Here is a 16,443-nt window from a genome sequence, read left to right on the forward strand (position 1 = left end):
GCCAGAACTAAGCAAAGATCTAATTTGAGATGCTATAAACATTTTGGATTACAAGAGGCAGGACTGGAACGCTATCAAAGGTGCTGTCGTACTCGTACTCTAAGTGTTCAACGGCTGGCATAAAGAAGTCAGCAATAACGATCCCTTTAAACAAACCAAAGTAACGGCTATGAACGATCGGAGCATTCAATAACAGGTGGTTAAAGTTGACAGTTTTTTTACCGTAAGTACCAGCCCACGTTAGGATGCAAGGTCTAGAATTTGTGATCGCATCCGTAGTATCAACCGTACAATTTCCACGAACAGCATTGTATGTCGTTTCTTGTCCTGGAATAGCAGCCCAACCATTGTTTGCAGCTACGCGCGCGGGTTGTGCCGAAAGATCCGTAGTCTGATTATAGGCATAACCAACATTGGTACGAGTAGCTATGGCGCCACCAGAATATGTCACATACTGAGCGACCATCATGGGACCGCCATCATTGTCGAGGTCGGCAATTCGCGAAGCTTCGCTAAGAATATTGGTCATATTATTAAGTGTCGAAGTTTCGTCAGGGAATGAGCCCGTTGGAACCTTCGGCCAAACTGAGCTGCTAAAACGTTCAAACACGAAATTTGGATTCATACCGACAATAATGGCGCGAGAACTAGTAATCTGCACATTCACTTTAGGATAAGTCGCTTCATTTAAATAGGTGATTCCGCCACGAATAAAGACTGTGCCGTTTACATGTAAGCGGCACCCAGCGGCGCGAGAATTTAACTGCAAATTATCTAGGAACAACGGACCTTGAATAACAACGTCCCCCCAGCAATCTACATTCCCTGAGTTTCGCACATACTTTCCACCGACACCCGCTACTATATTTAAATTTGCTAAAGTCGCAGTGGATTTTTTGTAAATCGAAACACCAGAATCAGTAGCGACCAGGGACATACTGCCAGTTAAAGCATTGATCTGAGCCGCCGTCGGCGACGCAATAAGAATATTATTTTTATAAACGATCGAACCATACATCCCAGGAACAGCGTTCGTCGGAGCTTGTCCGATGAAACTTATAAGCCTCATCAAGGTAGCGCGCACAGTGCTGTACATTTGCTTCGTCACAACGTCGGCTAGTGTCCAGCCACCACCCGGTGTCGAGTTTCCTGCGGCAGGATCTTGTAAAGCATTCACGTAGTCTGTGACAGTGACGCTTGCGTTTTTAGTATAAAGGTTACCATCAATTTGCACGCCGTCGCGCCAGTCATGGGCATAGATTCCAGCTTCATACGGGCGATAGCGTGAATCTGCCGACGAACCATTTCCTAAGAAGAAAGATTGGCCATGACCGAAGTCAGTCACGATATCGCCTTTAACTTTCGCGTGGCACATTGCACATGCAACTCCGCGTACGGCTAAAGCGGGACGTGCCCCCGTGATTGTGAACACCGGAGGATCGGCAATTAAATTATAAGTTTCAGAATCAGATAATCCCACATCATCAGTTTGGGTAATAACTAATGTTTGGTTTTCACCTTCTTGAGTGAAATTCACTGAAGTAGACCAAGTGCCATTGGCGGCACAAGCGATGGTTTGTCCTGCCTCTGCAATGGTCCCACCCAATGTCAACGTATCACCGTAAGTGCAATTACCACCAATGCTAGTTCCTACGGGATCAATGGTGCTGTTGTTCGTCGGTGAGCTGATTGTAACTATCGGAGCCGTAGTATCCTTATCCACACGATGAGCTAAGCTGCCTTCATTAGTCACATCATCTAATTGCTTTAATGTTAGATTTTTTAAACCATCAGATCCAGGAACGGAAAGACTTCCAGTGAAAGCTCCAGCGACACAAGCAAAGACTACTGGGCCGCCGGTGATATCACCTGTAACAGTGACGTTATTGCCATTGTCTTCACACGTTCCTGAAATCGTAAATGTTGGCGCTACGCCATGATCGTAGGTCGGAGATGTTACTGTGATTACTGGCGCCGTCGTATCCTTCACCAAACGATGATTCACAGAGGCCGTATTTCCCGCAGTATCACTTTGCATAAGAGTGAAAGTCTTCGCTCCATCAGCGCCTGATAAAGTAATACTTCCTGAAAACGTACCAGCCGTACAAGTTAAAGTCACCGGAGCACCATCAACAGCGCCCGTCACTGAAACATTAAATCCGTTATTTTCACAAGTGCCAGCAACAGTCACTGTTGCTAAAGTTTCAGCATCATTTAAGTGAGAAGTTACAGCCACTGTTGGGGCGGTGGTGTCTTTCACTAACGAGTGAGTGACTGATCCTGTATTCCCAGCGATATCAAGCTGCTGTACAGTTATACTTTTGCTGCCATCAACACCCGATAAAGTTATCGGTAAAGAATAATTTCCGCCAACGCAGTTTGCATTCGCAGGGCTTCCAGTAAAATCACCAGATGCAGTGACGACATTGCCATTGTTTTCACAAGCTCCAGTAAGTGTGATGCTGGCTAAAACTTGTTGGTTTGCTGTATGTGATGTCACTGATAACACGGGTGCTGTTGTATCTTTCACTAAAGATAAAGTTCCAGTCCCAGTATTTCCAACATCATCAAGTTGTTGATAGTTAATTGTCTTAACGCCGTCGCTTCCAGTTAAGTCAACACTGCCACTAAAACTTCCTGCAATACAGGGAAAGTACAACGGAGCATTTGCAATATCTCCAGTGATAACGACATTGTTGCCATTATCTTCACAAGATCCAGAAATCGTGTTCGTCGTGCGAACCTGCGCATTGGAAGCCGGGGAGCCTGTTACCGGAGCAGGCGGAGTAAGATCAATATTTAAAGGAGCACTTTGATTTGCAGAAGTCTGCCAGTTCCCTGCGCTATCTTTTAATAAAGTACAAACATAGTAAGTGCCTTCTGCGGTTGCACTTAAACTAACTTGTGCATTGATCGCGTTTTCAGGCGCGGCTTGCAAGGCGGCCAGTTGCGTAGAGCAATTCGCATTCTGACTTAAAATGTATTTAAATCCCGAAACCGAAGTGTCAGCGGAGCCAACAGAAACCAGTCGTGCAGAAACATCATTGCTATCTCCGCCAGCCCAGCCCGTGAATGACGGAGACCCTGCCGGTGGAGTCAGATCATAAATAACTTCTGTTTCAGCAGATGGAATGTTTTCTTGTTTTTCTTTATATTCAGCAAAGATAGTTTTGGGGCCTTCAGCTCCACTTAAAGTCACAGTTGTCGAATACTCGCCATTAACACATGGGACCGTTTTATCGATGCTGCCGTCTTCGGTGTAAATACGAACTTCAAGGTTCGCAGAACAAACACCTTTTAAAGGAACGTCACCATTAGAAGATTTAGCGCCATCAACGACTTGAAGTTCAGGGGTCAATAAAGACTGATCAAGATTGCCCTTCAAATGGCAACCGCCCAAAGCGATGCTAAGAATAAAAACAACGTACCTTATGTTCCCCATGTTCAAGATACGTATCGGAATAATGAATACCAATTATGATAGGTAAATCATGATTTGTTTTTTAAATTAATGAGCCAAAATGAGAAATGGGCTTTTCAATGAAAACCCATTTAATTTTTACAGTAAAAAATAGAGATTACTTCTTGCCAATAGCATGAGAATTGCCAGCAGAAATTTCGGTCCAATCAGCCATTGTACCAACTTGAACCGGCGAATTGTTTGAAGCCCCACCCGTTCCCTGCTGTCCAGAGGAATTAACTCCCCAAGCAAACAAGACCCCATCATTTCTTAATGCATAGCCGGTGGTATTTCCGGCGGCGACATTACTCCAGTAGGTTGCAGTTCCAATTTGTACAGGCGAGCTCTTTGTACTATAAGAACTGTCGCCTAATTGTCCGCTCGTTCCGAGGCCCCATGCCCACAATGTCCCATCGGCACGTACACCTAACGAAAAAGAATTGCCAGCAGCTATGTTGCTCCAAGTACCAGCGATTTGAATGGGGGAGCTAGTATTTGCTGCAGGATTGTTTGCGATTTGACCGCTTGAGCCTTGTCCCCAAGCCCATAAGGTATTGTCTGCCTTAATTCCTAAAGAGTGAGAGTTTCCTGCCGAAACCTTAAGCCAAGAACCGGGAACTTGAACTGGCGAAGATTGATTAGAAGGGGAGGTTCCATTGCCGAGTTGTCCAAAAAATCCCTGTCCCCATGCCCATAATGTTTGATCAGTTTTTATCGCTAGTGTATGACCGCCAGAGTGCCCCGCTACGACAACACTCCAATTAGTTAATGTTCCTACCTGTTGTGGCGTATTATTCAGAATACCTATTGAGCCCTTGTCGTTGGCGCCACAAACTCTAATGGTACCATCCGATTTTCTTATCAACGTATAATCATATCCAAGGGCCAGCTGCGAATTCGTATATCCGGTTCCAACTTGAATAGGTGAGCTGCGATTGGTCGAAGTTCCATCGCCTAAGTGACCTGTTGCATTTCCTCCCCAACTCCATAATGAACCATCCGTTTTTATAGCTGCCGAATGGCTTAAACCTGAAAATACTTTTGACCAATTAGTTGCAGTTCCAATCTGACTTGGTGAACTCGTGACGGTTAAGCCAATTATCCCTAACTCTCCACCTGATCCAGAACCCCAAGCCCATAAACTTCCATCAGAACGGACTGCCATCGTACGACTTCCATTTGCCGTTGCACTTGTCCAACTGTCTGAATTAAGTTGGACAGGCGAGAATTGATTTAATCCTATTCCGTATTTGTCTGAGCATTGACCGAATGCCCATACAGTTCCATCACTTTTCATTGCGTAGTTAAAGCTTAGGCTAGATGCAATTTTCGTCCAAGAAGTACCGGTCCCGACTTGGCCTGGTGTAGAACGGCTGTTAAAGGTTGAATCTCCCAGTTGCCCCCAAGTATTGCTCCCCCAAGACCATAGTGTGCCATCATGTTTTAGTGCCACGGTGCTATAAAGAGTTACGGCAACGCTCTTCCAGTTCGTCCCTGAAATTTGCACAGGAGAACTAAAGGTAGGGTTTGTACTGTTGTTACCTAAGACTCCAAATGATCCCTGTCCCCAGGCCCATAAAGTGTTATCTGTTTTCGTAGCAAAACTAGAGCTGGCTCTGTATCCAGAAAATACTTTGCTCCAGTTCGTTGCTGTTCCGATCATGACAGGTGAACTTCGGGTCGTGCTGGACGCCACGTTGTCGCCTATTTGATAGCTGCCGTTTGCGCCCCAGGCCCAAAGAGTGCCATCGGTTTTAACTGCTAATACATGATCTTGCCCTTGAGCCAAGTCACTCCATGTTCCTGCAATTTGAATAGGTGAACTTCGGGTTGTCGTAGTGCCATCGTTTAGATTGTAGTTAGCGTTCCAACCCCATCCCCAATAGGTTCCATCAGATTTCTTAGCAAAGGCAGTATAGTTACCTGGGATGATCTCTACCCAGTCAGTACTTGTTGAAATTTGCACCGGAGCATTTTTTTGCGTGCCAGTTCCATCGATATTGCCGGTTCCGTTATATCCCCATCCCCAAAGAGTTCCATCTGAACGAATTGCATACGTGTTTAGATATCCACAGGCTACTGTAGTCCATGTACTAGATCCCACTTGGGTGGGCGAGGAGGCAGTAGCAGTACTTCCAAGTCCAAGAGTCCCTTCGCTTCCACTTCCCCATGCCCAAAGTGTGCCGTCACTTTTAATTCCTAATCCAGAATTTTGTGATGCCGTCATCGTTATATAAGTGGAACTTCCTAACTGGGTAGGGCTCGAATACCGAATTCCTAGTTGTGCATACTGAATTGTTCCCCATCCCCAAATGGTGTTATTGGCTTTAAGTCCGATTGAGTGAAAAGATGCAACTGAAACCGATGACCAATTTGTGGCGCTGCCAATTTGAACAGGAGAACTGTAGCTTGTAAAATCACCAAGCCCGATTTGCGCATTATTGCCATTGCCACAACTCCATAAAGTTCCATCAGTCTTAATGAAGCTCGAGGTATTTCCATTGGTTGCACCACTAGCCCAGTCTGTAAGCAACCCGATTTTAGTCGGCGTGCTACGGGTAGTAGTAGTTCCATCTCCGAGTTGACCAACATTGTTGGCGCCCCACATCCAAAGTGTGCCATCGGTTTTTATTCCACCTGAAACGTTATAAGCATTGAAAACTTTAGCCCAATCCGTTGCAGATCCTACCTGAACTGGAGAGTAAGTATTTTGCTCGGTAACTCCTCCCATAGAACCGCTACCGCCAAATCCCCAAGTCCATAAAGTGCCGTCAGTTTTAATTCCGAATGATAGGTTTGCTGTCGGTGTGGCTGAAACATAGGCCCAGTCAGTGGCAGCATTCATCGCTGTTGGAGTCCAATAAAAAATCCCCAAAGCGCCGGTATTGCATAAACCCCAAGCCCACAAAGTGTTGTCAGTCTTAGTCGCTTGAACAAAAGTTGCACCAGCGGCAACCGCAGACCAATTGGTATCTGTTCCTATTTGCACGGGTGAACTTGCATTCACGTTCCATAAAGGGTTGAAGCCCGCTAACGTATATCTACCCCACGCCCAAAGTGTTCCGTCTTTTTTAACTGCTACTGAATAACTCGTTCCTGCAGAGGCTTTCAGCCATTCGCTTTTCGTTCCAAGTCCTGTTGGAGTATTTTTGGTAAGGGTAGTCCCGTCACCAACTTGCCCTGTATCGTTTTGTCCCCACAAATAAAGATTGCTCGAGTGCTTTTTCCAGAATGCTCCAGAGAGAAATGGTGAGGCGTAGACTTTATTAATTTCTAGAAGTGAGCTGGCAGCAACTGCTGAAGAATTTAGTAAAAACGCTCGGCGAGAAAGCTTGTTTTTGAAATCAGAACGGTCCGACATAAAATCCTCAATTCATTAAATCAATTTTCAGACTATCTTCTAATCAAAGCAATATTGAATGTGATAGTCTAGGAGGCCAAACGATCCGTAAGTTTTCAGGTTACAGGAATCTCTATAACATTTTTTATAACGGTTAAGTCGACCTCAACAGCATGACAAATATTATTATCAAATGGAATGCGCTGTCGAATTTGGTCTTCGGAAATTCGACCAGCTTCCATTTCTTGTCCTAATTGAGAAGTTACTAAATACTTATGGCGGGCCATATTGAAATTAACCCCCCATGCAAGTCCAAGTGAGGTATCAAAGGATCCATTTGCAATCATACTCAGATTATTACTCACCGAGAGTAAGTTAAAGAACTCAGGAGACAATCTATGACTGCACAAAGGATTTAACTCAAATTGATCGTGTCGAGGATGAATGAAGACGATTTTGATAACAGCATCGTTTTTACATACACGATATAACTCTTGCAGGATGCATTGCAGATCTTTTTTGCTTTCCCCCATCTGCTCTAACGAAAAATCAAAATGAACTTCATCAACAGAACTATCCGCCCACGGCCATTTTTCTGTAGCGCAATCTAACACTACATCCGCATTGCAACCCGCAGAAATATCCACGTTTACAAAGCCTTCTTTTTTCTGAAAGCCACAGCCCAAATTAAGCTTCATACTAAAATCCTTTTTCGTTCAAAGCTGTTTTGATTTTTGCAAAGACCTGATGCCATTCACCGAATTTTTCCTGACGGAATAAAGTTACGGTTTTATACCAAGGTGTTTTATCCCCAGGTAAAGCCCAAATGTAGTAAGGAAGCACCGGAGTAATCACCCAAGTCTCTTTACCTAAAGCGGCACTGGCGTGGGCCACACTCGTGCAAGAAGTAATAACTAAATCCAACTGACTGATAACCGCTAAAGTGTCTTCCCAAGTTTCTAAGGGAAGATCGGTTTCTTCTTTTTGCAAATTAATCCACGGGCGATCACCGACAGCGTTGATAAGGTCTTCTTTCGGGAACTTTCTAAACTGTTCATGCTCAAATTTCGGATTTCCGAAAAAACGTAAACCGATCCGGGGGCGAGATCCATTTGCAAAACGGGCATCAAACATTGCTTTCCATTTTGCATTGTAGGTTGGATCAACAAAAAGATACGGTTCGCCAGTTAGCTTTTGGTAGCTATATTCAAGAACACGTGCCGCACTCATCCCCGGAACCCAAAAGTCATGGTACACATCCGGCGCCGCTTTATGACCGACAACGGAAACAACGCCAGGGACTCTGGCAAAAACACTTCTTAAAGAAGGATCACATGTCACGGTGACTTTAGCGCCACGATCAGCAAAGTCTTTGGCAAAGCGCACATTGATGATCTCGTCACCATAACCACCTTCACTGGTCAGCAGTAGGTTTTTACCTTTAAGATCTTCATTGCGATAAATTGGTTTATTCGTAGGAAGGGGCTTGTCACCAAAGGCATTTTCCCAGCGACCGGCATCTAACAATGTCAAACCTTCAAGCAAATCTCCGCGCATCATTTCATACCAAGCGCGATTGAATTTTGAACGATTGCAGTGAGGATTTAATTGTCTTAGCTCTTCGGCAATTGCCCAGCCGCGAGCGAAGTCGCCATTAAGACCGGCGGCGACTTGCTGATCCAAAAGATGATTCGATTTTGCTGTGACCATAAGGAAGCCTCTCAGTACAAAAATGGTACTGGATTAGTATCCCGGTGTCCATGCCACATATACGAATGAACCCATCACGACCATATTATAAATCGTATGTTTAGATGCCGTTGTGGCGCCATGATCAGGTGGCATTTTGACGGTGAGTGCTGTAGATCCCGCATCACTGTACGCAGTGAAAGTGCAAGTAGCAGCGGAAGTTCCTTGAACCGCAAACATATAGGAACCGCCATCTTTCATATTGTGGAAAGCGAAAGCTCCGCAACTGTCAGAAGTATAACGTAAGTTCGTTCCGGCAAAATCAACAGTACCACCGGTGCCTGATGTCGCCGTTTTTCCTAAAATAACCCCATTCACATCCAAGGCGCCGCGAGGAGTATCAGTACTCACACCTACTCGACCCGTAGTTGCAACCGTCAGCGGGGTGATAGCCGTAGTGCCATCATAAGCTAAAACACTAAAATTGTTTGAGCCTTCTAAAAGGCCCACAGCCCAAGAAGGCGTGCCTGAACCCACTGATGCCGGAAAATAACCGGTAGAAGCTTTATGAGCAGCATTATCTGAACGAGAAACTCGCAGTGGACTGCCTGAAACGTTAGACGCAATTTCAAAAAGAGTTCCCGGTGAAGTCGTGTTGATACCGACTTTACCGTCAGATTCAACTTCGATACGAGAAGTACCATTGGTTCTAATTGTAAATGAGTTCGCGTCACCAGTACCAATAGTCGCAGCCCCACCAAACGAGTTGCCACCATTAACGTAAGCAAATGAATTCACATCGGCGCTAACTAAAGATCTAAAAGTAGGATCAGCCGCCGCACCCGTTGTCGGACCAGCAAGAACTTTATTAGCCGCCTGGTTGCCTAAATTTGAAAGAGCATAAGAAATACTCTGACACGCAATCGTATCAGTCCCTGAATTCCAATAAGCTGTTTGCGAAGTCGTACAAGCAGGGAAGGCAGCGCCCTTCCAAGTGGAAGTAGCCGCATCCCATTTCATCAGTCCACCTGTAACAGCGGCACCATTAATTAGGTTATTTTGAATTCTATTAACTTGAAAGGCACCCGCATTTGAAACACTCACATCTAAACTTGGTGTCACAGCTGTCGCAACGCCTGAACCATTACCAACGTACATTTTTCCATCAGCCAAAGCAGATGATAATTTTCCATTAAAAGTATTCCAATCCGTCGACGACAAATAACCATCAGCACCTGTTGCCGCTTGGGTGATCGTTAACGCCGGGGTCGTTGAACCATTGGTTACACCTAGCGGAGCAGACACGCTGACCGAAGTCACTGTACCACCCGTAGTTACCGAAGTCGGCACCCACGAAGAAGATCCAGTGCTATAAACAAGAATCTGACCGTTCGTCGGCGCGGTAGAAGAAACATCTTTAGTTTGAATTTTCGTAGCATTGCCAAAACGCGAATCATCACCCGCAGCCACTGTATTTGCACCAGTACCCACTGGAAGTTTAGCGTAATCAATGTTTGGTAATAAAGCTGCCGGAATATTAGGAAGAACAGAGTCGGCCACTTTACCAGAAGTTAACTGCGCATATTCGGTGGCGTCTTTACCACCTAATTTCGCAGCATCACCGGCAGTCAGTGCATTTTCAGACTGAACAGCAAATGCAGTTCCACGTAAAGAGAATGTGGCTACAACCGGCGTTCCGCTATCACTTAAAGAAATACGGGCGCGTCGAATGTGTTGGGCTGCGGGAGTATAATTACAAGCAGCTCCGTTAATATCTTTTAAAGCGTTGCGAACAGTGGCGTTGTCAAAAATTTCTTTAAAAGAAAAACCTGGATCTTCAGCGGCAGTGCGAGTGCCATCACCAACAGTCAGACTTAAATAGCCATTAGCGACGTTAACATTGGCGTGATCTTCTTCCATCAACACGCAATCGTTGTTTGAAATGATTTGTACTTTTACGGAGATATTTGAAAGATTGACTGCCGTACCGCCGGGATTTCGAATGTAAGACATAAAGGTAAAACCTTTGTGTGCTACCTGCGCGTGAGCCAAAGTGGTTGTTAAGCTTAAAGCTAACGTACAGATAAGCTTATTCATAAAGAACTCCCTTAAAGGTGTAACCATTCGATGTCGTCACTGTTTCGTTGAAGTCAGAAACCGTTGTGTTGAGCTCGTAACCATTCGAGGTCGTTACTTTTTCAACGGGGATAAATGCAGAGGCAGGCGGATTAGGAAGTGAATCTTCAACCTCATCAACAATGCTTGCAATATCCTTTGGAGGGATCAGCTTGGCTTCTAAACTACATCCCGCAAGAAACAAAGCTGCCAAAATGAATAAGCAACCTTTCATTTTTTGCGAAACATTTTTTAAGTTTTGAATAATCCCTAATAACTTCATGAGTTTCTTTTCGGTATTTCGGTCCACCAACTAAAGCAACGAAACACCTTTCAGGGTATAAGGAAGACACAAGAGATTTTCTTCATCAAAAAATCAAACTGCTTCAAGTTTGATTTCAAGACTTTAGATGGAATGAATGGAAGTTAGAGTGTCTCATAACGAGACCGATCGAATAAATGTAGGACTTATTTCAGTATTTCTTTTTTGAAAGAGTATTAAACACCAGTGCCGCCGCAATGATCAGAGCCCCAAGAAGCTGAGACGCTGACAGAGATTCGTGAAAAAGAATCGCCCCCATAAATGCAGCAGTCACCGGTTCCATCATTGTTAAGAGAGCGACTTCTTTGCTTCTTAATTTTTGTAAAGCAGATAGGACCATGGTTAACGGAATGATCGTGCAAACAATGGCGATTCCTAATACATAGGTCGCCTGATACGGACTTAGCTCTTTAAGTTCCGCAAAGTTAGGTTGATGAAAAGCAGCCAAAGCTAAAGCACCAAAGGTGATCACATATAAAGTTGAAGTGATAGGTCTGACACTTTGTTGGTAACGTCCCGAAAGTAAAACATAAATCGCGTAAGCAATGGCAGAGCCTAATCCCGCAGCCACAGCCCACACACTTTGAACTTCGATATGCCCCCACAAAAGTAAAACCAATCCTATTAAAGCAGCGGCCAAACAAAGCGCTTCTTTTTTAGATATTTTATCGTGGGTGAAAAAGTGCGAAAATATATTCACCCAAAACGGATAAGTATATAAAAGCATCGCTGCTAAAGTGACACTCACACCTTTAATCGCTTCAAAATATAAAGTGGAAAAAACCGCGTAACCGAAAATTCCCAGAAGGGCAGACAAACCAATTTGTTTTGCGGAAAGACGAACCCAGTCAGGTTTGAACAGAAGAAGAAATATCCAGATTAATACCGCGGCTAAGGCGAAACGATAAGAAAGAAGCTCGCCCACTGAAAGGCCCGAAGCAAAGGCCCATTTACCAAAGATCCCTAAAAAACCAAAACCCAGGCTTGCGATGGAGATTTCAATAATTCCTCTTAAGCGTGGGTTGTTTTTCATCATCAAATTATTTTCTTACACCTTTTTCGTACAAAGCTTTACCGCGAGTCGGTTTTTTTGCAGAAGCTTTTTTAGCTCCCTTAGAACCAGTTGCAGCGCCAGGGCCTTTGTTCTTCATTGTAGTAGCGCGACCCTTGTAAGTGCGTTTTGTTTTTACTTCTTCCGGATCATCCGCCAAGAACACGCGTTCAACAGCAGCCTCATTTAAGTAAACCAACTCACCCGTTTTTAAAGCACCCATACGCAAGCGACCAATCGCCACACGTTGAAGTTTCAAAACGTCAAAACCAACCTTAGCGAACATTTGACGGATCTGACGGTTTTTACCCTCTGTGATCACGATTTTGTACCATTCGTACTTATCAGATTTGTTGTCGCCTTGTTTTTTAATGCGCTCGATATGACGGGCAGAAACTTTACCACCAATGATCGAAACACCGTTTTTTAATTTTTGCAGATGTTGTGGTTCAGGTTTGCCATCTAGTTTTACTAGATATGTTTTTGTTACTTCCGCTTTCGGGTGCATAACTTTGTTCGCGAAATCACCGTCGTTCGTAAGAAGCAACATACCTTCAGAATCCCAGTCCAGACGACCCACCGGGAATACGCGGGTAGGAACATCAACCAAGTATTCAGCAATCGTTGGACGCTCCATCGGATCTTCCATCGTTGTTAGAACACCTTTAGGCTTATTCATAATAAGGTAAAGTTTTTGGCTAAGGGCTTTGCGCAAGACTTTGCCGTCAACTAGGATGCGATCGGCTTCAGGATCAACTTTAACACCCAACTCGTACACCTTTTTACCGTTTACGGTAACCAGGCCTTCTTCGATCATACGGTCGGCATGACGGCGGGACGCTAAACCGCTATCCGCGATTAGTTTATTAAGTCTAATTCTTTGAGTGGAGTTATCTTCAGACATTCTTCATCAGCCTCAGGTAATTGTTGAGCTGACAATATATCATCACTAAGCGCAGATGAGGAGAGTTTCTTACCGACAGAGCCTAAGGAGCCATATTCGCGGATCGCATGGCGCAGATCTCGAACTAATAGGGTCATAAGCTTATCGCCTAGGAAAATATTATCTACTGCCGTCTCGGCTTTATCCAAAATGATCGATGACCACTTCAAAGCATCCGAGTCCCCTTGCTGGATCAGAGCACAGGTTCTTTCAAGCTGACTGACTAAATCTTGGTAATAAGGATCAGTACGACGATCTACAAAGAATTGCTCTAAGCGCTTGATCGGGAACAAAATGCGAGTTTGCTCCTGCAAAGGCTCATTCTTCATCTCTTGCAGTTTTTGGAAAACATAACCACGCAACAACGAGCCCGTCACTTTGTCAGCCACCACGCGAAACTGAGCCGTGATATAAGGGGCGACCTCAATTTTGTGAGTGTGGTGAGGGCTTAGTTCCAATTCAGAAGAATAATAAACTACCAGATCTTTGCGCAAAGGCTCTAGCAAGCCATCACGGATAGTGAACTTGCGATCGAAAGTACGGACCTCAAGGGTTTTATCTTCACGCAAGATGATAACAACCGCGCGTTTGTTCTGATCCGGCAGCACGCGGAACTTGTCATTTTCGCCGCAAGTTGTCTTAACGTAGCTACTCACTGCGTCAATAAGATCAGAAAAGTGCTCAATCTCGATCATCTGCATGTTTTGCGGGAAGCGGATTGGACTAAGATCAAACTTCTGTTGGTAGAAGCTATTGAAATTCTCTAACAAAAACTGAACTTCGTGACCTAATTGCTGCTTATTGGAAGCCCAATGAGGGTAATCCATGCAGTAATTGAAAAACATCTCAATAAGTTCAGGGCTTAGAGCGTCGTCAGGGTGAGGAAAGCCCTTTAGGAAGTTATAAAACGACAGACGGGTCGGCGTGTTTTGCGGATTAAGATCAGATACAAATTTTAACAGTTGTCCAACCTTAAGCACGTCGGTCCCCTTTCCTACGCGCATAAAGTATGAACATTTGAAATTTTAGTCCAGAAAAAATATGATGGTGTTTGCAGAATGTTGCAAAGTCCTAGGAGGGGCCTCTATGCATAAAGAATTAAACCCGGAATTATTTGGCGAAAAGAAGGCGGTGAAAACCCCTCTGATGGATACCGGAATGTACTCTGGCGCGGCTGGAGCCCAAGCCAGTTCTGGAAACTACCTAAATACCGACCGTCAGATTTTCGAGCTTAAAGCGCAAAATCAAGCTTTGGCAGATCAGATGAACAAGGTCGTTGCGACAGTGAATGAGTTGATCAAAACATCAAACATGAAGTTTGATAAGCAAGCATCTTTGGTCAGCCGCTTAGAGCAAAGCCACAATGGCCTTGCCACTGAAGCCGGTCAAAAAATCACGCAATTAGCACAAAGAGTGAACGAAAGAAAAAGCCTGGATCTAAAGGTTCAAGAGATGGTGGATCGCCATAACAACGTGATCAAAAGTTTTGAAGTGCGCATGAACCACTTACAAAAACTTTTAGCAGAAAAAGAAGCACAAATGATTTCTAGCCAAGCCGCTTTGAATGAAGCGAAGATGGAAATCGCGAGATTGAAACGACTGTAGCTTGTCTGTACTCGGACTTCGTCGGAGTAGGGTTGCGGAAGCTGCTTCAGCTTCCGCGGTTGCGTCGCTCCAGCTCTGCCGGCATACGCCGCTACTGAGCCCCTTTTTCCATTCTTCTAACAAACTCTTCTGGTTTTTCAAACTGAGTCAGAGTCAAAGCATCGATCCACACGCCATTTGGATTTAAGAAAATCACTGTCGGCAGACCTTGAATATTGTATTTCTTCTTCAAAGCTTTCAGTTGTTCAGAATCTTTAGTCGCATCGAATTTTAAAAATACAAATTTCTTACCCATCGCACGAACGCGCAAGTCCGTGAAGGTTTGTTGTTCTAGCTCGTGACAAGCGGCACACCAATCCGCCCAGAAATCGATGATCACCGGCTTTCCGTCCTTAGCTGCTTGTTCTAAAGTTTGATCAGAATAAGGCTGCCACTGAATGCTGTCGATTTTATTTAAGCTGTCTGTCGCCATCAAGCGGCCATGTAAATAAGGGCGTAAATCGAACGCGGCTAAGCCCAGATACCCAATGCCCACAACTAATATTGCCTGCATCAGGCCTTTACGAATTCGCAGAATCGCCGTTAGGTTCGCACCAGAAATAAACGCACCATACACACTTGCAAGAACAATCAATCCCACGCCGAAAGCTAAATCAAAAAGACGGGCAGGGACTAAAAGATCTAAGTAATAATAAAACGCTGAAAGCATCAATGTTCCTAAAATAAATTTAGAACCATTCATCCAAGGGCCCGAACGCGGAAGCTTTTTAAGCAGCTCTTCAGAAAAACCAAGGGCGATAAAAATCAAACCTAAACCCAAAGCATAAGTAAATAAGTATAAGAAACCTAAAAGCATGTTCTGTGTTGAAGCCACATAAGTCAGAATCGCCACAAGCACCGGCCCCACGCAAGGACTTGCAACCACCCCAGCGATCATACCCGTGACGTAAATGCCGCCAATACTTTGTTTGGTCTTACCAGCGCCCAGGCGATTGCGAATAAACGCAGGCACTTGCAGTTCAAAAAGACCATACATGCTTAATGCCATTAATAAGAAGATCAATGTCACAGCACCTAGAACATAGGGATTGCCTAAAGTCGCACCAAAAATCCCACCCGATGAAGCCGCAATCAAACCAAGAACCGAATAGGTCGTTGCAATACCAAGAACGTAAATGCAGCTTGCTAAAAGATTCTGTCTGCGCGTTCTGGTTTCTGCACGATTACCTAATACTGCCAAGGTGATTGGAATCATCGGAAAGATACACGGAGTAAAACTTGTGAAAACGCCGGCTAAGAATACAAACAACAATCCAGCGGCCATGCTGGTGCCCAAAAACTTTTCAAAGTTTTCGCTGCCGAAAAAAGAAGAGGTAGGTTGCGTCGTGCTAGCTTTACCTTCTTTGATTTGCGGTTCACCTTCTACGTAAGCAACAGAAATAGGAACATCGATCACTTTTGTCGTTGGGAACAAACAGAACTGATCCGTGCACGCCTGATAAATCAGTTCTAATTTCATTTTGTCATAACGTTTTAAAAATCTTGAAGGGGCTTCAATATGCGCAGTCAGCGTTGCTTCTTTTTCAATTCCTGATCGTTCGCGTTTAGAAAACTTATCGAACCAAGTTTTTAAGGGTTCTATTTTTAATGGAGCAACTTTGAATCCATCTGGTTCCAGGATCACGGCTTGAAATTTATCTTCATAAGCGTGGTAACCGGCAGGAAGTTTCATTTTAATTTCTAACGAGCCACCCTGACCTGGACTCCAGTCATAGGGAAGTACCTTAGTCTCTACTAACAACGGATCAGTTTCATTAGACTGCGCAGATACGCCAGACCATAGGCTGGAAGAAAGAAAAAGCGCCACAATCACAAAGTACTTCATGCAGAAATTCATACCTTTTCCTCTTATGCCTTG

Annotated in this window: 11 protein-coding genes; 1 reads left to right on the forward strand and 10 read right to left on the reverse strand. The window is 44.4% G+C overall.

Annotated features, from left to right (window positions below; translation table 11 throughout):
- Window positions 1–19 precede the first annotated feature (19 nt).
- From MNR06_RS14940 to MNR06_RS14980, 9 genes are all read right to left on the reverse strand, one after another.
- Window positions 20–3,442, reverse strand: a complete 3,423-nt coding sequence (locus MNR06_RS14940) for a hypothetical protein (RefSeq protein WP_243537215.1) — start codon at window positions 3,440–3,442, stop codon at window positions 20–22.
- A gap of 136 nt (window positions 3,443–3,578) precedes the next feature.
- Window positions 3,579–6,821: an RCC1 domain-containing protein gene (locus MNR06_RS14945; protein WP_243537217.1), complete on the reverse strand. Its 3,243-nt coding sequence runs from the start codon at window positions 6,819–6,821 to the stop codon at window positions 3,579–3,581.
- A gap of 95 nt (window positions 6,822–6,916) precedes the next feature.
- Window positions 6,917–7,498 carry a class I SAM-dependent methyltransferase gene (locus tag MNR06_RS14950; protein WP_243537218.1) on the reverse strand — a complete coding sequence of 194 codons (582 nt, stop codon included), beginning with the start codon at window positions 7,496–7,498 and terminating at the stop codon, window positions 6,917–6,919.
- Between the two features lies 1 nt (window position 7,499).
- Window positions 7,500–8,510, reverse strand: coding sequence for a glycosyltransferase family protein (locus MNR06_RS14955; protein WP_243537220.1), 1,011 nt, complete (start codon window positions 8,508–8,510; stop codon window positions 7,500–7,502).
- A 33-nt stretch (window positions 8,511–8,543) separates the two neighbouring features.
- On the reverse strand, window positions 8,544–10,586 hold the full coding sequence (locus tag MNR06_RS14960) for a hypothetical protein (RefSeq protein WP_243537222.1): 2,043 nt from the start codon (window positions 10,584–10,586) through the stop codon (window positions 8,544–8,546).
- Entirely contained in the window at window positions 10,579–10,887 is a 309-nt protein-coding gene (locus tag MNR06_RS14965) for a hypothetical protein (RefSeq protein WP_243537224.1), read from the reverse strand. The genes MNR06_RS14960 and MNR06_RS14965 overlap by 8 nt, the downstream gene beginning before the upstream one ends.
- 190 nt (window positions 10,888–11,077) lie before the next feature.
- Window positions 11,078–11,962 (reverse strand): EamA family transporter, encoded by an 885-nt coding sequence (locus tag MNR06_RS14970; RefSeq protein ID WP_243537226.1) that lies wholly within the window; start codon window positions 11,960–11,962, stop codon window positions 11,078–11,080.
- 4 nt (window positions 11,963–11,966) lie between these two features.
- Window positions 11,967–12,881: a pseudouridine synthase gene (locus tag MNR06_RS14975; RefSeq protein WP_243537227.1), complete on the reverse strand. Its 915-nt coding sequence runs from the start codon at window positions 12,879–12,881 to the stop codon at window positions 11,967–11,969.
- Entirely contained in the window at window positions 12,836–13,900 is a 1,065-nt protein-coding gene (locus MNR06_RS14980) for a hypothetical protein (RefSeq protein ID WP_243537229.1), read from the reverse strand. Before MNR06_RS14980 ends, MNR06_RS14975 begins: the two co-directional genes overlap by 46 nt.
- A 106-nt stretch (window positions 13,901–14,006) precedes the next feature.
- Here MNR06_RS14980 and MNR06_RS14985 point away from each other — a divergent pair, with 106 nt between their 5' ends.
- Window positions 14,007–14,525: a hypothetical protein gene (locus MNR06_RS14985; protein WP_243537230.1), complete on the forward strand. Its 519-nt coding sequence runs from the start codon at window positions 14,007–14,009 to the stop codon at window positions 14,523–14,525.
- A gap of 91 nt (window positions 14,526–14,616) precedes the next feature.
- Here the strand turns inward: MNR06_RS14985 and MNR06_RS14990 are convergent, their stop codons facing one another.
- Window positions 14,617–16,422, reverse strand: a complete 1,806-nt coding sequence (locus tag MNR06_RS14990; RefSeq protein WP_243537231.1) for a protein-disulfide reductase DsbD family protein — start codon at window positions 16,420–16,422, stop codon at window positions 14,617–14,619.
- Window positions 16,423–16,443 lie beyond the last annotated feature (21 nt).

It is taken from the genome of Bdellovibrio reynosensis (genome assembly GCF_022814725.1).
Taxonomy (GTDB): Bacteria; Bdellovibrionota; Bdellovibrionia; order Bdellovibrionales; family Bdellovibrionaceae; genus Bdellovibrio; species Bdellovibrio reynosensis.